General features: G+C 67.4%; 18 protein-coding genes. 8 read left to right on the top strand and 10 right to left on the bottom strand.

Going from position 1 to position 18,263, the window contains the following annotated elements; all coding sequences use genetic code 11:
* Positions 1–28: 28 nt before the first annotated feature.
* The 4 genes from QUV18_RS01945 to QUV18_RS01960 all read right to left on the bottom strand — a co-directional run bounded on the left by QUV18_RS01945 (position 29) and on the right by QUV18_RS01960 (position 3,447).
* Positions 29–580: a hypothetical protein gene (locus QUV18_RS01945; protein ID WP_300891596.1), complete on the bottom strand. Its 552-nt coding sequence runs from the start codon at positions 578–580 to the stop codon at positions 29–31.
* Complete coding sequence (locus QUV18_RS01950; protein WP_300891597.1) at positions 577–1,692, bottom strand: exo-alpha-sialidase; 1,116 nt, start codon at positions 1,690–1,692, stop codon at positions 577–579. Before QUV18_RS01950 ends, QUV18_RS01945 begins: the two co-directional genes overlap by 4 nt.
* 4 nt (positions 1,693–1,696) lie before the next feature.
* On the bottom strand, positions 1,697–2,680 hold the full coding sequence (locus tag QUV18_RS01955) for an NAD(P)H-quinone oxidoreductase (RefSeq protein ID WP_300891599.1): 984 nt from the start codon (positions 2,678–2,680) through the stop codon (positions 1,697–1,699).
* A 74-nt stretch (positions 2,681–2,754) separates the two neighbouring features.
* On the bottom strand, positions 2,755–3,447 hold the full coding sequence (locus tag QUV18_RS01960; RefSeq protein ID WP_300891600.1) for a COQ9 family protein: 693 nt from the start codon (positions 3,445–3,447) through the stop codon (positions 2,755–2,757).
* Positions 3,448–3,558: 111 nt separating this feature from the next.
* On the opposite strand from QUV18_RS01960, the gene rpsU reads away from it, so the two are divergent.
* The 3 genes from rpsU (at position 3,559) to QUV18_RS01975 (ending at position 5,307) form a co-directional block, all read left to right on the top strand.
* Positions 3,559–3,765, top strand: a complete 207-nt coding sequence (rpsU, locus tag QUV18_RS01965) for a 30S ribosomal protein S21 (RefSeq protein ID WP_057812606.1) — start codon at positions 3,559–3,561, stop codon at positions 3,763–3,765.
* 179 nt (positions 3,766–3,944) lie between these two features.
* Positions 3,945–4,565, top strand: a complete 621-nt coding sequence (locus QUV18_RS01970) for a protocatechuate 3,4-dioxygenase (RefSeq protein WP_300891603.1) — start codon at positions 3,945–3,947, stop codon at positions 4,563–4,565.
* Positions 4,566–4,641: 76 nt separating this feature from the next.
* Entirely contained in the window at positions 4,642–5,307 is a 666-nt protein-coding gene (locus QUV18_RS01975; protein WP_300891604.1) for a hypothetical protein, read from the top strand.
* 94 nt (positions 5,308–5,401) lie between these two features.
* On the opposite strand, the gene QUV18_RS01980 is transcribed toward QUV18_RS01975, so the two are convergent.
* Together QUV18_RS01980 and QUV18_RS01985 are read right to left on the bottom strand one after the other, a co-directional pair.
* A complete protein-coding gene (locus QUV18_RS01980) occupies positions 5,402–6,436 on the bottom strand; it encodes a succinylglutamate desuccinylase/aspartoacylase family protein (RefSeq protein ID WP_300891605.1) in 1,035 nt (344 codons plus the stop codon).
* A 254-nt stretch (positions 6,437–6,690) separates the two neighbouring features.
* Positions 6,691–7,344: a peroxiredoxin gene (locus QUV18_RS01985; RefSeq protein ID WP_300891606.1), complete on the bottom strand. Its 654-nt coding sequence runs from the start codon at positions 7,342–7,344 to the stop codon at positions 6,691–6,693.
* A gap of 172 nt (positions 7,345–7,516) precedes the next feature.
* Here QUV18_RS01985 and QUV18_RS01990 point away from each other — a divergent pair, with 172 nt between their 5' ends.
* The 4 genes from QUV18_RS01990 to QUV18_RS02005 all read left to right on the top strand — a co-directional run bounded on the left by QUV18_RS01990 (position 7,517) and on the right by QUV18_RS02005 (position 11,719).
* The gene (locus QUV18_RS01990; RefSeq protein WP_300891608.1) at positions 7,517–8,959 is read left to right on the top strand and encodes an aldehyde dehydrogenase family protein; all 1,443 of its coding nucleotides are present in this window, start codon (positions 7,517–7,519) and stop codon (positions 8,957–8,959) included.
* Complete coding sequence (locus tag QUV18_RS01995) at positions 8,941–9,726, top strand: glycosyltransferase family 25 protein (protein ID WP_300891609.1); 786 nt, start codon at positions 8,941–8,943, stop codon at positions 9,724–9,726. The genes QUV18_RS01990 and QUV18_RS01995 overlap by 19 nt, the downstream gene beginning before the upstream one ends.
* The gene (locus QUV18_RS02000) at positions 9,723–10,574 is read left to right on the top strand and encodes an alpha-1,2-fucosyltransferase (protein WP_300891610.1); all 852 of its coding nucleotides are present in this window, start codon (positions 9,723–9,725) and stop codon (positions 10,572–10,574) included. Before QUV18_RS01995 ends, QUV18_RS02000 begins: the two co-directional genes overlap by 4 nt.
* A gap of 104 nt (positions 10,575–10,678) precedes the next feature.
* Complete coding sequence (locus QUV18_RS02005; protein ID WP_300891611.1) at positions 10,679–11,719, top strand: serine/threonine protein kinase; 1,041 nt, start codon at positions 10,679–10,681, stop codon at positions 11,717–11,719.
* Between the two features lie 70 nt (positions 11,720–11,789).
* Here the strand turns inward: QUV18_RS02005 and QUV18_RS02010 are convergent, their stop codons facing one another.
* Positions 11,790–12,434 (bottom strand): RluA family pseudouridine synthase, encoded by a 645-nt coding sequence (locus QUV18_RS02010; protein WP_300891612.1) that lies wholly within the window; start codon positions 12,432–12,434, stop codon positions 11,790–11,792.
* Between the two features lie 101 nt (positions 12,435–12,535).
* Here QUV18_RS02010 and QUV18_RS02015 point away from each other — a divergent pair, with 101 nt between their 5' ends.
* The gene (locus QUV18_RS02015) at positions 12,536–13,768 is read left to right on the top strand and encodes an NAD(P)/FAD-dependent oxidoreductase (protein ID WP_300891614.1); all 1,233 of its coding nucleotides are present in this window, start codon (positions 12,536–12,538) and stop codon (positions 13,766–13,768) included.
* A gap of 1 nt (position 13,769) precedes the next feature.
* Here the strand turns inward: QUV18_RS02015 and QUV18_RS02020 are convergent, their stop codons facing one another.
* The 3 genes from QUV18_RS02020 to QUV18_RS02030 all read right to left on the bottom strand — a co-directional run bounded on the left by QUV18_RS02020 (position 13,770) and on the right by QUV18_RS02030 (position 18,240).
* Complete coding sequence (locus QUV18_RS02020; protein WP_300891615.1) at positions 13,770–16,217, bottom strand: FAD-dependent oxidoreductase; 2,448 nt, start codon at positions 16,215–16,217, stop codon at positions 13,770–13,772.
* A 62-nt stretch (positions 16,218–16,279) separates the two neighbouring features.
* Positions 16,280–17,182 carry a homocysteine S-methyltransferase family protein gene (locus QUV18_RS02025; protein ID WP_300891617.1) on the bottom strand — a complete coding sequence of 301 codons (903 nt, stop codon included), beginning with the start codon at positions 17,180–17,182 and terminating at the stop codon, positions 16,280–16,282.
* Positions 17,179–18,240: an alcohol dehydrogenase family protein gene (locus tag QUV18_RS02030; protein ID WP_300891618.1), complete on the bottom strand. Its 1,062-nt coding sequence runs from the start codon at positions 18,238–18,240 to the stop codon at positions 17,179–17,181. Before QUV18_RS02030 ends, QUV18_RS02025 begins: the two co-directional genes overlap by 4 nt.
* Positions 18,241–18,263 lie beyond the last annotated feature (23 nt).

Below are 18,263 nucleotides of genomic sequence, written 5' to 3' on the forward strand. Positions count from 1 at the left end.
AATCCGACGCCCGCCAAACCAGCCAGCGTCAGAAAATCCGCCCCACCAGCACCACCAGCGCCACCGGCCACATCACCACGTGCAGCACGTAATCGAACCAGTTGCTGCTGCCCCAGCCCATGACCCACGCCGCCTGCCCCAGCACCGCCACCAGCGGCAGGAACCAGTTGCCGGTCACGAACCCGTAGGCGCACACCGCCAGCACCATCACCGCCACCGGCACCGGCGCAAAGCCGAACCGGTAAAGGTCCACCGGCACCACTCCGAACGCCGCCGCCAGGAACACGGCGTAGAGCACCAGGAACCCCACCAGCTCCCACGTGCCGAACCCCGCCATCGGCACGCCGAGCGATACCGCCACGTGCCGGACAGCCAGCGCCGGCAGCATCACCCCGAACGGCGCCAGCAGCGCCACGGCGCCGCCCACCGCCAGGCTCTCCCGGAACATCGCCACGACCAGCACGCCGACAACCGCGCCGAGACCGGCCGAAAGGCCGGGCGAGGCCACCCAGCCCAGCAGGGCGAACACGACCCACCCCACCAGGACGGCCAACGCCGCCGACGCGCCCAGCCCGGTCATTGCGCCGCCACCCAGGCCTGGTTGAACACATGCGCTACCAGCCCCCGCTTTGTGCCCTTGGAATAGGCCAGCACGATCTCGCCGGATGTCAGCCGCCGCAGCATCGGATAACGCAACGCGCCCTCGCCCTCGAACGCCCGCAGCACCCGCCAGCTTTCGCCCTCGTCCTCGCTCAGCACCAGCCGAAGCACCTCCGGCCGGTCCCCGTCATCGTTCACCGCCAGCAATATCCGCCCCTCGCCCAACCCCAGCGCCGCCACCGGGGAGCTCGGGTTCTCCACCGCCATCGGCTCGACGCGCGACCAGCTCTGGCCGCCATCCTCCGTCCGGCTGACAAGCAATTTCCGGCTCGGGTCGAAATCCCGCAGGAACGCCACGGCGCGCGTTTCGCTCAGCGGCACCACCATCGGCTGGATCGGCTTGCCGAACCCGTCCATCCGCCGCGTGTCCCGGGCCCGGCCCTGTTTATCCAGCCGCACCAGAACCCCGAACGTGCTGCCCATCTCGAAATAGGCCGGCAGGCCATGACTCCCGTCCGCGTATTCCACCATCGGCGATTTCACCAGGTTCGACCGCCCGAAGACCGGCGACAGGTTCAGCTTCCGCCCGCGCACGGCCTGCCCCCCCGGCGCCCGCACATCGACGACCGAGGCCATCGCCCAGCCGCCCACCGACGCCACCGTCGCGTACAAGCCGTCCCGCACAGCCTCGTTCTCGATCGTGTTGCCCAGCGTCACCACGATCTGCCGCGGCTCCATCACGCGCGCCAGCCCGCCGCGCGTCACCAGCAGCCCGGTCGTGCCCCGAAGCCACCCCTCGGTGTCCCGCTCGAAGCCGGTATAGTGAATGTCCACATCCGCCTGCGCCTCTTCCGAACCCTCGAACCAGGTGATCGTGAACCCCTCCTCGCGCACGAGGATGCCGGGCGAATGCGCCTGCCCGGTCTCGGCGGTATAGTCAAACACCGTCTCGAAGACGGGCTCCCCCTCCGGCGCCACCGCCTCCGGCACCACGAACCGCCAGCTCAGGCCCGCATCCGCGCGGATCGCCCAGATACTCAGGCACAGGCTGACCAGCCCCAGCCCGAGTATCACCAGTTGAACCGCGCCCAAATCCCTACCCGACCTTGAGGACGATCTTGCCGATATGCCCGCTCGATTCCAGCCGCGCATGGGCCTTCGACGCGTCGGCCAGCGGGAACTCCGAATCCATCACCGGCGCGACCTTCCCGGCCTCCAGCAGCGGCCAGACATGTTCCCGCAGCCCCTCGGCGATCTTCGCCTTCGCCTCGTCGCTCTGCGGGCGCAGGGTGCTGCCGGTGATCGTCAGCCGCCGCACCATCACCTGCGCGAGGTTCATCTCCACCTTCGGCCCCTGCATGACGGCGATCTGCACCAGCCGGCCGTCATCGGCCAGGCATTTCAGGTTCCGCGGCAGGTAATCGCCCGCCACCATGTCGAGGATCAGGTTCGCCCCGCCCTCGGGCTTCAGCACCTCGACGAAATCCTCGTCCTTGTAATTGATCGCCCGCTCGGCGCCGAGGTCGAGGCAGGTCTGGCACTTCTCGTCCGACCCGGCTGTCGTGAACACCCTTGCCCCGAATTCCCGCGCCAACTGGATCGCCGTCGTCCCGATCCCGGAAGAGCCGCCATGCACCAGGAACCGCTCGCCGGCCTTGAGCCCGCCGCGCATGAACACGTTGGTCCACACGGTAAAGAACGTCTCCGGCAGACAGGCGGCTTCCTTCATGCCCATCCCCTCCGGAACGGGCAGGCAATGCGCGGCCGGGGTCGCCACGTACTCGGCATAGCCCCCGCCCGGCAGCAATGCGCAGACCTTGTCGCCAACCTTCACCCGGCTCACGCCGTCCCCGACCGACACCACCTCGCCCGAGGCTTCCAGCCCGGGCAGGTCGCTCGCCGTCTTCGGCGGCGGGTACGCGCCCGCCCGCTGCGAGGCATCCGGCCGGTTCACCCCGGCCCAGGCGACCTTGATGACCACCTCGCCATGGCGCGGCTCCGGCACTGGCCGGGTCGTCGGCTTCAATACGTCCGGCCCGCCGGCCTCGGTGATCTCAACGGCGTTCATCGTCCCGGTCATGCGCGCATCTCCTTCTTCGGCGGCCCTGTCTCGGCCCCCTGTTTCCCACCTGCCTCCTGCAATGGCAACAGCGCTCAGCCCGGCCCCGACCACCGCCCGGGCATCCCGGTCTGGTGCGGGCCGTTCGGCGGCTTGATCCTGTTCAGGAACGACAGCGGCCCGTTCATCAGCCCGCTCACGAACCGGTTCTCAGCGGCCTGCGCCTTGACCTTCTCGAACTGCATCACGTCGCCGATCCGGCGGTCGAGGAATTCCCACGTCCGCGCGTGGTCTTCGCTGTCATCGCCCAGCCAGTACAGGACGGTCGAGCCATACACCCCCGAAAGCGTCGCCCGCTTCGTGTACCAGTTCACGTCGTCCGAACTGTCGCCCAGCGCGGTCCAGATCCGGTCACAGGTCCGCCAGACCGCCTGCGCCCCGTCCATCGCGTGATGCGGCAGCGCGAACAGGGTCATCCCCCGCCGCACGAGCTCCTTGTCCTCGGCCGCCTCCAGCCGAAGCCGCACCGCCATGGCCACCTTGTCGCGAAACCGCATCTCGCTCATGTCGGTGTCCTCGATCCGGCGGATCATCTCCATGTCACCCGCCTCGTGATAGGCCAGCGCCATGTCGATCGCACCGCGCGGGAAGACCGCCCTTGCCAACCCCGGCGCCACCCCGGCCTCCTTCACCGCGGCGCGATAGGTCGCATCGCTCCAGCCATCGAAGGGCACATGGGGCTTCGCCGCCTCCAGCAGCCTTGTTTTCACGTCGTCGCCGTCACTCATCGGGCACCTCCGTTTTCGCCTGCGTCACCCTAGACAAACTAAATCGCCTTTGCTATACGGCCACCTCCTGCATTCTCATGCAACTCCAACTTAGAAAGGTGGTGACACCACATGCAGGTTAGTGTTCGCGACAACAACGTCGATCAGGCGCTCCGCGCCCTGAAGAAAAAGCTGCAGCGCGAAGGCGTGTTCCGTGAAATGAAGCTTCGGCAACATTTCGAGAAACCGTCCGAAAAGCGCGCACGCGAGAAGGCCGAGGCCATCCGCCGTGCTCGCAAGCTGGCGCGCAAGAAAGCCCAGCGCGAAGGTCTCCTCTAAGACCCGCACCGCAGCTCTTTGCGACACATCGAAGACGACCCCCGTGGCACCCGCCCGGGGGTTTGTCATTTCCGGCAGCCCCCCGCCAGCAGGAACCGGCAGGTTCCCCCGCTTCACGAAATCGTTTACGGCCCGTGAGGGCCCGAGCCCCTACCTTTCTCTCCAGGAAAGGTACGTAGATGTCAAACCCGACCCCCCGCCGCCGCTTCCTCCGCACTGCCCTTGGCCTTGCGGGCCTCGGCGTCCTTTCCCGGCCGGCGCAGGCCGCATTACTCACACCACGTCAGACCGAGGGGCCTTTCTACCCCACCGGCTCCATGCGTCGCGCCGACATCGACAACGACCTCGTCCGCATTGACGGTGCAGTGCGGCAGGCGGGGGGTCACATCATCCGCCTCACGGGCCGCGTGCTCGACCGGTCCGGCCGGCCGATCCCCGAGGCCCGTGTCGAAATCTGGCAATGCGACGCGTGGGGCAACTACATGCACACCCGCGACCGCGGCAGCGACATGCACGACCCCGCCTTCCAGGGCTTCGGCCACGACATCACCGATGCGCAGGGCCGCTACAGCTTCCGCACCATAAAACCCGTCCCCTACCCGGGCCGCACACCCCATATCCACGTCAAGGCCTTCGCCCAGGGCCGCGGGGTCACCACCCAGTTCTACCTCGCCAATGAGCCGGCAAACCAGCGCGACGGCATCTTCCGCCGCCTCTCGCAAGCCGAGCAGGACGCCGTTTCCATGCGCTTCACCGACACCGGCGGAGACCCGCAGGCGACCGTCGACATCACCCTCTGACCACCGATATCGCTTGATGCCGCCGGCCCGCTCGCCTATCCGGGGGCGAATACGCCACCTGCCGGACACCCCGCCCATGCCCAAAGACCTCCTGATCGACCGCACCCTGCTGGCCGCCATCGCCATCGTCTGCGTGATCTCCTTCGCCATCCACCTCTGGGACCCGGTCTATTTCGCCGCCGTCTACGCCTTCGAGGACAGGCTGGTGGAATACGGCACGGCGCTCTTCCTGCTGGTGGCCAGCGGCATCCTCGTCTCGAATGCCCTGTCGCTGAAGGCGAAAGGCCTGACGCTGGCGACCATCCTCACCGCCGTCTACGCCCTCCTCTTCTTCCTCGGCGCGGGCGAGGAGGTGTCCTGGGGCCAGCGCATCTTCGGCTGGGAATCGGGCGAGTTCTTCCAGGAAAACAACAAGCAGATGGAAACCAACTTCCACAACCTCGTGGTCGGCGGCACCCACCTGACCAAGACGATCTTCGGCACCGGGCTGACGGCGGTGATCCTGCTCTACCTGATCGGCCTGCCGCTGCTCTACCCGCGCGTCGGTGTCATCCGCCGGCTGGCCGACAGGCTGGCCATCCCGGTGCCGGGCCTGCGCCACACTCTCTTCGCCGTGGCCGCCAGCCTGGTGATCGTCGCGATGGGCGACCAGAACCGCAAGTGGGAAGTCTACGAACTGATCTTCAGCCTGCTGATGGTCTCGATCTTCCTGATGCCCCAGAACCGCCACGCCACCCGCTGACAATCCTCCGCCCCGGGCCTGACCCGGGGCCTCGCACCACACGCCAGCCCGCCCCGGCCCCCGAGCCGGGGCCTCGCACCGGCAAGCACCAGCCTCAGATAATCTCGTCCTCGTCGAACAGCGGCGCCGCCTCCATATGCGCGCTCACGCCCTCCGCCGCGTGGTCCGCCCGCGGCGTGTCCGCCACGTGGAACAGCGCATCGCCCTCGTAGACCGTCGGCATGTTCGACCGCCCGATCACGATGCCGTTCCGGTCGCAGACCACCTCGCTCTCGGCCTCTCCGAACGGGTCGGAAATCGCCCCCAGCACCGTGCCCGGCACCACCGCCGCCCCGATCGGCACGTAGCCGCGGAACACCCCGCCGGCGGGCGCCCGGTACCAGTGCGACTCGCTGGCCAGCACCGGCGCGTGGCGCACCTTGGGCACGCCCTTGCCGCCGATCATCTTCAGGTGCTGCATCACCCGCAGGATGCCGCTCACCCCGGCCCGTGCCGCCAGCTCGTCGAAGCGCAGCCCCTCGCCGCCCTCGTACAGCAGCACGTCGACACCGGCCGCCTCCGCCGCCATCCGAAGCGACCCCTCGCGCAGCTTCGACGGCAGCATCACCGGCGCCCCGAAGGCCCGCCCCAGCTCCGCCAGCCGCTTGTTGCCCGGCGTCAGCCGGATCTGCGGCAGGTTCAGCCGGTGAATGGCCGCAGAATGCAGGTCGATCCCCACATCCGCCCGCATCACCACTTCCTTCATGAAGATATGCGCCAGCCGCGAGGCCATCGACCCCTCGCTCACCCCCGGGAAACTCCGGTTCAGGTCGCGCCGGTCGGGCAGGTAGCGGGAGTGGTTGTGAAACCCGAACGTGTTGACGATCGGGATCGCCATCAGCGTGCCCGCCATCGATTTCAGCGCCTTGGCCCTCAGAAGCCGCCGCACGATCTCGACCCCGATCACCTCGTCGCCATGCACGGCGGCCGAGACGAACATCACCGGGCCCGGCTTCCGGCCGTGGATGACATGCACCGAAAGGTTCACCGGCGTATGATCCGACAGCGTGCTCACCGGCACGTCGACCGTCCGGCGGGTGCCCACCTCGATCACGTGCCCGTTCAGTTTGAATGCCTCGCGGCCGCTCATGCCCGTCGCCGTTCCGATCCTTTACCGGATGCCATAGGCAAAAACCGTACAACTGTCCATCACGCCCCGGCCCGGGGTCGCACACCGCGCTTCTTTCTGGTCGAAAATACCCATCCGACGCCAATTTCCGTGCAGAGGCCCAAGGGCACACGCCACACCCCCGCTTCTTCTGGCCAACAATATCCCGGGGGAGGCGTTGAAGCCCCTCGGGGCTTCAACGTCGGGGGCAGCGCCCCCTTGAACCGGCCGAACAATCACCCCGGCAGCTTTGTCTTCCGCAGATACGGCAACACCGCCTCGAACGACCCGAACCTGGCCTTCGCATCCTCGTCGTTCACGGCCGGCGGGATGATCACGTCCTCGCCCACCTGCCAGTCGGCGGGGGTGGCGACGCCCTTGCTCGTGCTGGTCTGCAACGCGTCGAGCGCGCGCATCACCTCGCCGAAATTGCGGCCCACGGTCATCGGGTAGGTCATCATCAGCTTGAGCTGCTTGTCCGGCCCGATGATGAAGACGCTGCGCACCGTGGCGCTGTCGGCGGGCGTGCGCCCGTCGGGCAGGTAGGCCTCGGCGGGCAGCATGTCGAAGGCCTTCGAGACCTCGAGGCCGATATCGGCGATGATCGGAAAGCCCGCCTTGGCGCCGCCGACCTTCTCGATGTCGCCCTTCCACTTCCTGTGGTCCTCGACCCCGTCCACCGACACGCCGATCACCTTGCAGCCGCGCTTCTCCCACTCGTCGGAAAGCTTGGCCACGGCGCCGAACTCGGTGGTGCAGACCGGCGTGAAATCCTTCGGATGCGAGAACAGGATCGCCCAGCTGTCGCCGATCCAGTCATGCAGCGAAAGCGGGCCCTGGTCGGTCTCGACCTTCAGGTCGGGGATGGTATCGTTGATGCGCAGTCCCATGGTGATCTCCTCTCGGGGGTCTGATATCTCCCCTGCAAGATACGCCCTGCCGGGCGAATTTGAAGCCCTCTCCCTTGCAGCCGCCATGCGCCGGTGACAATGTAACGCCGAATCCGGCCGGGGCGTGCCTGCTCCGGCCGTCCGCCATTCTGAAGGAACGGAGCCTGAGACCATGATCGAGAAACGCCAGTTCTACATCGACGGGGCCTGGGTCGACCCGAAAGACGGGAAAGACCACAACGTGATCGACCCCTCCACCGAGGATCCCTGCGCCATCATCAGCCTTGGCGGCCAGGCCGACACCGACGCCGCCGTCGCCGCCGCCAAGGCCGCCTTCCCCGCCTGGATGGCCACGCCGCCGGCCGAGCGTATCGCCTATGTCGAGAAGCTCTACCAGGCCTACAAGGCCCGGGCCGAGGACATGGCCAAGGCGATCAGCCTCGAGATGGGCGCCCCCATCGACCTCTCCCGCCAGCAGCAGGTCGGCGCCGGCATCGGCCACATCAAGGCCTTCCTCGAAACGGCGAAGAATTTCACCTTCGACGAACCGCTGGGCGACCACGCCCCCAATGACCGCATCATCCACGAGCCCATCGGCGTCGTCGGCATGATCACGCCGTGGAACTGGCCGATGAACCAGGTGACCCTCAAGGTCATCGCGGGCCTCATCGCCGGCTGCACCATGGTGCTGAAACCCTCCGAGGAATCCCCCCTCTCCTCGATGATCTTCGCCGAGATGATCGACGAGGCCGGCCTGCCCAAGGGCGTCTTCAACCTCGTCAACGGCGACGGCGCCGGCGTCGGCTCGCAACTCTCCGCGCACCCGGATGTCGACATGATCTCCTTTACCGGCTCCTCGCGCGCGGGCAAGCTGATCTCCAAGGCCGCCGCCGACACCCTCAAGCGCGTCAGCCTCGAGCTGGGCGGCAAAGGCGCCAACCTGATCTTCGCCGATGCCGACGAGAAGGCCGTCAAGCGCGGCGTGCTGCACTGCATGAACAACTCCGGCCAGTCGTGCAACGCGCCCACCCGAATGCTCGTCCAGCGCGAGGTCTACGATCAGGCCGTCGAAACCGCCGCCGAAGTCGCGGGCAAGATCACCGTCGGCTCCTCGCACGAGGAAGGCCGCCACATCGGCCCCGTCGTCAACGAGACCCAGTTCAACAAGATCCAGGATCTCATCCAGAAGGGCATCGACGAAGGCGCCCGCCTCGTCGCCGGCGGCACCGGCCGCCCCGACGGGCTCAACCGCGGCTTCTTCGTCCGCCCCACGGTCTTTGCCGACGTCAACAACGACATGACCATCGCGCGCGAGGAGATCTTCGGCCCCGTCCTGTCGATCATGCCCTTCGACAGCGAAGAAGACGGCATCCGCATCGCCAACGACACCCCCTATGGCCTCACCAACTACGTCCAGACCCAGGACAGCGCCCGCGCCAACCGCGTGGCCCGCGCCCTGCGCTCGGGCATGGTCGAGATGAACGGCCAGTCGCGCGGGATGGGCTCGCCCTTCGGCGGCATGAAACAGTCGGGCAACGGGCGCGAAGGCGGCAAGTGGGGCATCGAGGACTTCCTCGAGGTCAAGGCCGTCTCCGGGTGGACCCCGGACGCCTGAGCGCGGGCCCGATGCAGGCGCATGCCTTTGTCCTGCACCTGACCCGCGCGCGGAAACGGCGGGACAATGCGCATGCGCTCAAGGAAGAATGCGGCCTGCCCGGTGAACTCTGGGCAGCCGTCGACGGCGCGGCACTCGACGCGGCCGACCTCGCCGCCGAAACCGGCGCGCGCCTCTTCGACCCCGCCTACCCCTTCCCCCTCAAACCGGGCGAGATCGGCTGTTTCCTCAGCCACCGCCAGGTCTGGGCCGAGATCCTCCGCCGCGACCTCTCCCACGCCCTCATTCTCGAGGATGACGTGACCCTCGACCCCGAAACCTTCCCGCGCGCCCTGGCCCTCGCCACTGCCAATATCGACGCTTGCGGCTACATCCAGCTTCAGGACAGGCCCCCGCAATCCGGCCCCCGCCTGATCGACCAGTCCGGCCCGGCCCGCCTGACCCTCGCCGACATTCCCCAACTCCGCACCTCGGCCCAGCTCGTCAGCCGCGCCGCCGCCCGCCGCCTGCTCGACGCCTCCGAGGTCATCGACCGCCCGATCGACGCCTTCCTGCAATGCCACTGGCACACCGGCCTGCGCCCCGCCGCTATCCACCCGGCGGGCATCCGCACCATCGCCGACCAGCTCGACGGCTCCACCATCCAGGGCGGCCGCAAATCCCTCCCCGAGAAGCTCTGGCGCGAAGCCGCCCGCTTCCGCTATCGCCGCGCCCTCGCCCGCCACGCCCGAGCCAGCGCGGCCCCCCTGCCGGAGGGCACGGAATGATCGTCACCCGCCTCTTCGGCGGCGCCGGGAACCAGATGTTCCAATACGCCGCCGGCCGCGCGCTGGCCGACCATCTCGGCACCGACCTCGCCCTCGACCGCCGCTACATGGTCCTGTGGGACGACACCCGCGGCGACTGCTTCCCGCACTACCGGAACACCCGCTTCACCGAAGCCGCCAGCCTGCCCCCCACCAAGATGGAGAGCCTCCCGCGCTACGCCCTCTGGCGCTGGTTCGGCCGCAATCCCCGCTTCCACCGCGAGGGCGATCTCGGCTTCAACGAGGGTTTCTTCGACCTCCCCGACAACACCTACCTGCACGGCTACTGGCAATCGCCCCGCTATTTCGGCGCCTCCGCCGACCGGCTCCGCCACGACCTCACGCTCACCACGCCGCTCGACGCCGCCAATGCCGACATGGCCGACAGCATCGCCGCCGCCCCCGTCGCCGTCTCCGTCCATGTCCGCCGCGGCGACTACCTCGCCGATGGCGGCTTCGCGGCCTGCCCGCCGGAATATTACAGCGCCGCCGTCGAGCACCTGACGCAAAAGTTGGGCCAGCCCCTCACCTGTTTCGTCTTCTCGAACGACCCCGCCTGGGCGCGCGACAACCTCTCGCTCGGGCAGCAGACCGTCGTCGTCGACATCAATGACGAGACGAAAGGCCATTTCGACATGCACCTGCAATCGCTCTGCGATCACAACATCATCGCCAATTCGACCTTCTCGTGGTGGGGCGCGTGGCTCAACGACACCCCGGCCAAGATCGTCATCGCACCGAAGAACTGGTTCGCCCCCGGCAAACCCGGCAATGCCGACCTCTGCCCGCCCGACTGGGTCCGCCTCTGAGTACCCCCTGCCCTTTTCTGCACAGCACCCACATAAGGCGAGACAGCCCGCAAGGGCTGGCGAGCACGCTTTCCCACGCCGCCAAAAATCTCTAAACCCCCAGCATGAGCCCCGCCCCCGACATATCGCAGGCCCGCTTCCGGCCCGACACCGTGCACAAGCGCGATGTCTTCTCGGAAACCGTCTCGGGCACGCTCGACGGGGTCGAGGATTTCCCCGTCGTCCTGCGCAAGCTCGACGGCGTGCCGCTCTGGGCCAAACCCATCGCCTGGGCCCTCGCCCGCCGCGAAATTCGCGGACTCAAGGCCGTGCAGGGGATCGAGGGCTGCCCCGTCCTCGTCCGCGTCGACCGCACCGGGCTCCTGCGCAGCTGGACCAAGGGCACACCCCTCCACCTCGCCAAGCCCGCCGACGCCGCATGGTACCGCGATGCCAAGCGCCTCCTCCGCGAGATGCGTCGCGCGGGCGTCACCCATAACGACATCGCCAAACCCCAGAACTGGCTGATGACCCCCGAGGGCCGCGCCGCCGTCATCGACTTTCAGCTCGCCTCCGTCCACCGCCGCCGCGGCCGCCTCTTCCGCACCATGGCCCGCGAAGACCTCCGCCACCTGCTGAAACAGAAACGCGCCTACGCGCCCGACCTGCTGACACCCTCCGAGAAGGCCATGCTCGCCCAAAAGGCGCTCCCCTCCCGCATCTGGATGGCGACCGGCAAGAAGCTCTACAACTTCATCACCCGCCGCCTGATGAACTGGTCCGACGGCGAAGGCACCGAGGACCGGGTCGAGCGCGACGGCCCCGCCCTGCGCGCGGCCCTCCTTGCCCATGACCACGTGTCCGACGTGGCCCTCTGCACCTTCGCCCTCCCGGCCAAGGGCGTCGGCCTCTACGCCTTCGTCGAAACCGACCTGTCCGAACCCGACCTCCGCGCCCTCGCCCCCGATCCCAAGCCCGACCACATCCAGCCCGTCGCCGCCCTGCCGCGCCACCCCGACGGCACCCCGCGCATGGATGCCCTCAGCCTCGTCGCCACCAACCGGCTCGACGAACTCGAAGAGATGCAGAAACCCGACCCCGCCCTCGCGGCCAGCCTCAAACCCATCGTCGCCGCCCGCCTGAACCTCACCGACAGGTCACGCTGACGCACCGACGTAATACCGACAAGATACCGACGTAATACCGACGTTGATTTTTCAGCAAACAGAGGGCTTTTCAGAACGGCGCTTTCGACCGAAACGTCATCCCCGCGCCCCCGTCCGGGTGCCGCAGCCGAAGCTCCTCCGAATGCAGCATCAGCCGCGGAAAATCCCGCGCCGCCCCCTCCGCATAGAACGGATCGCCAAGGATCGGATGCCCCATCGCCAGCATATGCACCCGCAACTGATGGCTCCGCCCCGTCTTCGGCATCAGCCTCACCCGCGTCTCGCTCTCGCCATACCGCTGCACCCGCCAATCCGTCACCGCGGCCTTCCCCGTCTCGTGGCACACCATCTGCTTCGGCCGGTTCGGCCAGTCCACGATCAGCGGCAGGTCGACCGTCCCCTTCCGCGGCTCCAACCGCCCCCAAACCCTTGCCACATAGGTCTTTTTTGTCTGTCTCTTCTCGAACTGAAGACCCAGGTGCCGCTGCGCGTGGGGGCTCAGCGCGAAGATCATGACGCCTGATGTATCCCGGTCCAGCCGGTGCACCAGAAGCGCCATCGGATAGGCCTCCTGCACCCGGCTGAGCAGGCAATCCGCCAGGTGCTCACCCTTCCCCGGCACCGACAAAAGGCCCGACGGCTTGTCGACCACGACGATCTCGTGATCCTCGTGCAGCACCTTGATCGGCTCGGTCGGCGGGGCGTATTCATCCATGCCGCCCGCTTACACCAGCCATGCCCGCAGGGCCACACCACACCCGGAAATCGCTGGACCCTCCCGGCCCCATCCCTATGGTTCGCCCGAAAGGAAAGCCCATGCCCTCACCCGACGTTATCGTCATCGGCGCCGGCGCCGCCGGTCTCGCCGCCACGGAAGCCCTTGTTTCCCTTGGCAAAACCGTTACCTGCATCGAGGCGGGAAACCGCATCGGCGGGCGCGTTTTTACCGACACCGAGACCTTCGGCCTCCCCTTCGACCGCGGCGCGCACTGGCTCCACAATGGCGCCATCAATGCCTTCATCGACAAGGGCAAGGCCCTCGGGCTCGACGTCTACCCGGCGCCCAACCACACCCTGACGGCGGGCGACGACCCCCACGGCACCGCCCTCTGGGCCGAGGTCGACGCCATCAGCGACGCCATGCGCCGCGAGGCCGACGCCGGCAACGACACCGCTTTGTCCAGCCTTTTCAAACCCATGACAGACTGGTCCTTCACGGCGGCGATGATGCATGTCCTGCCCATGGGCCGGAACCTGCACGAGATCTCCACCAGGGATTTCGCCGATTACCAGGAAAGCCCCGACTGGTTCTGCCGCCAGGGTTACGGCACGCTCGTCGCGATGACCGCCGCAGACATTCCGGTCACCTTGAACACCAGCGCCCAGCAGGTCACCACCACGGCCGATGGCGTGGACGTCCATACAAACAAGGGCATCCTGACCGCGAAAGCCGTCATCATCACCGTCTCCCAAGGCATCCTCGCCGCCGGCGACATCCACTTCAACCCACCGCTCGAGAATGCCCATCTCGACGCCATCGGCGCCATTACCCTCGGCGCCTACAACCACGTCGCCCTGCAATTCCGGTCCGGGGCCCTTCCGGTTCAGGCTGACACCTGGGTCACCTACAAGGTCGAGCCGTCAGATGACGGCATCCTCCGCGGCGGCGGGGCGCTCTGCAACATCTCCGAGACCGGCCTCTGCGCCTTTGAAAACGCGGGGGATTTTGCCACCGAACTGGAGGAGGCCGGCCCCGAAGCGGCCATCGACTACGCCCTCACGCGCCTCACCGAGATCTTCGGCACCAACCTGAAATCCGCCTTCCACAAGGGCGCCGCCACCGCATGGGGCCGCGACCCGCTTTTCAAGGGATCCTATTCCGCCGCCATGCCCGGCCAGGCCCACAAACGGCCGTTGCTGCGCCAGCCCCATGCCGAGCGGGTCTTCTTCGCCGGCGAAGCCACCCACCATGCAGAGCCCGGCACCGTCTCCGGCGCGCACAAGGAGGGCCTGCGCGCCGCCGAGGAGATGGCGGCGCTGCTCGGCTGACCTAGGCCTTCACCCGCTCCGATTTCGGGTCGTACATCGGCTTCAGGCTGGCCTTCGCCTTCACCTTCGTACCCATCACGTCGATCTCGTAAGTGGACCCCAGCACATCCTGCGCGCTCTCGCCCTTGCAGGGCACGTAGCCCATGCCGACCGCCGCGCCGAGGTGGTGGCCATAGTTGCCCGAGCTGAGGTAGCCCACGTACTCACCCTCCCGGATCACCGGCTCGTTGTGGAACAAAAGCGGCTCGGGATCCTCCAGCAGGAACTGCACCATCCGGCTCTCCGGCCCGCTTTCCTTGCGCGCCGTCACCGCCGCCTTGCCGATGAAATCCTCCTTCGACAGGTCGACCGCGAAGCCCAGTCCCGCATCGACCACGTTATCCTCGCAGGTGATGTCATGTCCGAAATGCCGGAACGCCTTCTCGATGCGGCATGAATCCATCATGTGCATCCCGCAAAGCTTGAGCCCCACGTCCTCCCCGGCCTCCATCAGCGTCTCGAACACGTGCCCCGCCATGTCGGCCGAAACGTAGATCTCCCAGCCCAGCTCGCCCACGTAAGACACCCGGTGCGCCCGGGCGAGGCCCATGCCGAGCTCGATCTCCTGCGCCGTGCCGAACGGGTTGACGGCGTTGGAAAAATCGGCGGGCGACACCTTGCTGAGCAGCTCCCGCGATTTCGGCCCCATCACCGCCAGAACACCTTCGCCCGCCGTCACATCGGTAATCACGACCCGCCGGTCGCCCACATGCCGTCTTAGCCTCGTCTCATCCGCCAGCCGCGTCATCGCCGGGGTGACCACCAGGTACGCGGTTTCCGACAGCCGCGTCACCGTCACATCCGCCTCGATCCCGCCGCGGCTATTGAGAAACTGAGTATAGACGATCTTGCCCACCGGCACCGACATGTTCGCGCCGCAGACACGGTTCAGGAATGGTTCCGCATCGGGCCCCTCAACCCGAAGCTTGCCGAAGGAGGACATGTCGTACATGCCCACGTTCTCGCGCACCGCCTTGTGCTCGGCGGCGGCATTGTCGAACCAGTTCTGCCGCTTCCAGCTATACTCATACTCCGGCGTCTGCCCGTCCTTCGCGAACCAGTTCGCCCGCTCCCAGCCCCCGGCCTCGCCCATCACGGCCCCCTGCTCCAGCAGTTGCGCATGGAAGGGCGAGCGCCGCACACCCCGCGCCGTGGCCTTCTGGCGATAGGGGAAATGGTCGGCGTAGAGCAGGCCCAGCGTCTCTTTCGAGCGTTCGAACAGGTAATGCCGGTTGCCCTGGAACGGGTGCATCCGGCTGATGTCGACATCGCCGACATCATAGGGCTTCTCGCCATCCTCCATCCACTGCGCCAGCGTCACGCCCGCACCGCCCGCGCTCTGGATACCGATGGAATTGAACCCGGCGGCGACCCAGACATTGTCCATCTCGGGCGCAAGGCCAAGGTGATAGGCATCGTCGGGCGTAAAGCTCTCCGGCCCGTTGAAGAAGGTGTGAATCCCGGCCTCCGCCAGCATCGGCATCCGGTGACAGGCCGCCTCGAGGATCGGTTCGAAATGATCGAAATCTTCCGGAAGCTGGTCGAACTCGAAGCTCTCCGGGATGCCCTCCATCCCCCACGGCTTGGCATTGGGCTCGAAGGCGCCCAGCAGGATCTTCCCCGCATCCTCCTTGTAATAGGCGCACTCGTCCGGCACCCGCAGCACCGGCATCTGGCTCAATCCCTCGATGCCTTCGGTCACGATATAGAAGTGCTCGCAGGCATGCAGCGGCACGTTGACGCCGGCCATCCGGCCCACCTCGCTGCCCCACATGCCGGCACAGTTGACGATCATGTCACAGGCGATGTGCCCCTGCGCCTCACCGTCATCGCTGGCCCAGTCGACGCCAGTGATCCGCCGGCCATCGCGCGCCATGCCGGTAACCTTCACCCGCTCCTTCACCAGCGCGCCCCGCTGGCGTGCTCCCTTGGCCAAAGCCAAGGCGATATTCGCCGGGTCCGCCTGCCCGTCCGTGGGCAACCAGACACCACCGGTCATCCCGTCGAGGTTGATATGCTCGTAGCGCGCCTTCACCTCGTCGGGGCTCAGCTCCTCGACCGGCACGCCGAAGGCCCGCGCCATGGCGGCACTGCGATAGAGCTCCTCCAGCCGCTCTTTCGTCAGCGCGACCGAAACCGAGCCACCCTGCCGCATCCCCGTGGCGACGCCCGTTTCCTCTTCCAGCCCGAGGTAAAGCTCGGCCGAATACCGGGCCAGTTTGGTCATGTTGGCGGTCGCCCGCAACTGGCCGATCAGCCCGGCGGCGTGCCACGTCGTGCCGCTGGTCAGCTGCTTGCGCTCCAGCAGAACCACGTCTTTCCAGCCCAGCTTGGTCAGGTGATAGGCCACCGAACAGCCGATCACGCCACCGCCCACGATCACCACGCGGGCCTTGTCGGGAAGCTCCATCTTTCACTCTCCTTCGCGAGGCGGGCCGCAAGGCTCGACGAGCCGCGCCGCCTTTGTTCAATTCAAACGATCTCGTGCCCGGCCGACCGAAGCCGCCCTGCCAGTTCCGTGATGTGATCCGGCCCGACCTCGCAGCAGCCGCCGACGATAGTGGCCCCCTGGTCGACCCAGCCCATTGCGAACTCGGCATAGGCCGCGGGCGTCAGGTCGGTCCGCTGTTCCAACGCGTCGACCGTCGGGGCATCCTTCAGGAACCCCTCGCTGATCCGGGTGAACCCGTTGCCATAGGCGCCATAAGGCAGGCCGAACGTCCCGATGATCTCCAGCCCCGCCCCGATCACCTCCGGCGGCGAGCAATTGATCAGCACCGCCGCCGGCCCGTAGCGTTCCACCAGCGGCGCCAGCCGGTCCAGCGGTTCGCCCGACCGCAGGCGCGTCCCGTCATCATCCGACACCGTCACCGACAGCCAGACCGGTCGCCCGTTGCCATGCGTCGCCACGGCCTCCAACGCCCCCTCGGCCTGTTCCACCGACGCCATCGTCTCGATGAGCAGAAGGTCGACCCGCTCGCGCAGGTCCTTGAGCAATTCGGCATACAGCTCCACGGCCTCGGCCACCGACGGGTATACATCCACGCGGTAGGACGTGCCGAGCGGCCCGAGCGCCCCCGCGACCCGGCCCTTGCCGGCCCTCTCCTGCGCCGCTCTCGCGCTCGACACGGCGACGTCGGCAAGCCGGCCCACCTCGTCGTCCAGCCCGACCCGCTTCAGCCGGTGACGCAGCACGGGATAGGTGTTGGTTGTCGCCACCGTCGCGCCGGCCGTGAAATAGGTATCATGCACCTCTCTCACGACGTCCGGCTGTTCGATCATCACCCGCGCCGACCAGAGCGGCACCGACCGGTCGCCCAGCCGCCTCACCAGTTCCTGCCCGATAGAGCCGTCAAGTAACGTAATCTGCCTCATGCGTCCTTTTCTCCCGGCGGAATGAGCACCAGCTTGCCCGCCATCTGTTTCGTCTGGAACTCCGCCTGTGCCTGGCCGATCTCCGACAACGGGTAGGTTTTCGAAATCAGGGGCCGCACCAGCCCGGCCTTGACCATGTCGACCAGGCGCGCAAACACCTCCGGCGGCTGGTAGGTGCAGCCATGAACGGTAATGTCGCGAAGGTAGATGCGGCGCAGGTCGGCCTCGACAATGGGCCCGCCGATGGCACCGGCGACGGCATAATGGCCACCGGGCTTGAGCGCGTCGATCAGCGCCCCGAACACCTCGCCCGCGACCACGTCGATCACGGCATGAAACCTGTCCCCGGGCAACGGCGCACCGCGGTCGATCGTCTCCGCCGCGCCGGCCTCGCGCACCAGTTCCGCCTTGGAGGCCGAGCAGATGCCCGTGACCCGCGCGCCAAGCTTCTGCGCCAGTTGCACCGCGGCCAGCCCGACGCCGCCCGACGCGCCGGTGATCAGCACCTCCTGCCCCTCGCCGACGCCTGCGCGAAAGAGCAGCCCCGCCGCCGTGCCGAAGGCACAGGGGATGGCGGCGATCTCGACATCGCTCAGCGGCGCATCGGTCACGTCGTAGAGGTCACGCGCCTCGACAAGGCAGTACTCGGCAAAGGCCCCGTCATATTCCGACCCGAGCGCGACGAACCCCACAGGGTTTTCTTCCGTCGGGCGGGGCTGATTGATCGGGCACGTGACACGTGCACCGATGGCGAAGTCTTCCACCCCATCGCCCAAGGCGACAACCCGGCCGCACAGGTCACCGCCCTGGATCCGCGGAAACTGCAGCGCCCCGCCCCAGCCGCCCTCGGCCTTGTCACCCACGGCCACGTCTTCGCCGGTCGCCCCTGTCACCTCGGCCGCGTACCAACCGATGCGCGTGTTGATGTCGGTGTTGTTCACCCCCGCCGCCAGCACCCGCACCAGCACCTGCCCCGGGCCGGGCCGCGGCACCGGGATATCCTCGCGCCATTCCAGCGCCTCGGGCCCGCCGTGGCGGGTGAGGGTGACGCCGGACATTCTCTCGGGCAAGTCCATGGCCG

Source organism: Roseovarius sp., from assembly GCF_030373445.1.
Lineage (GTDB): Bacteria > Pseudomonadota > Alphaproteobacteria > Rhodobacterales > Rhodobacteraceae > Roseovarius.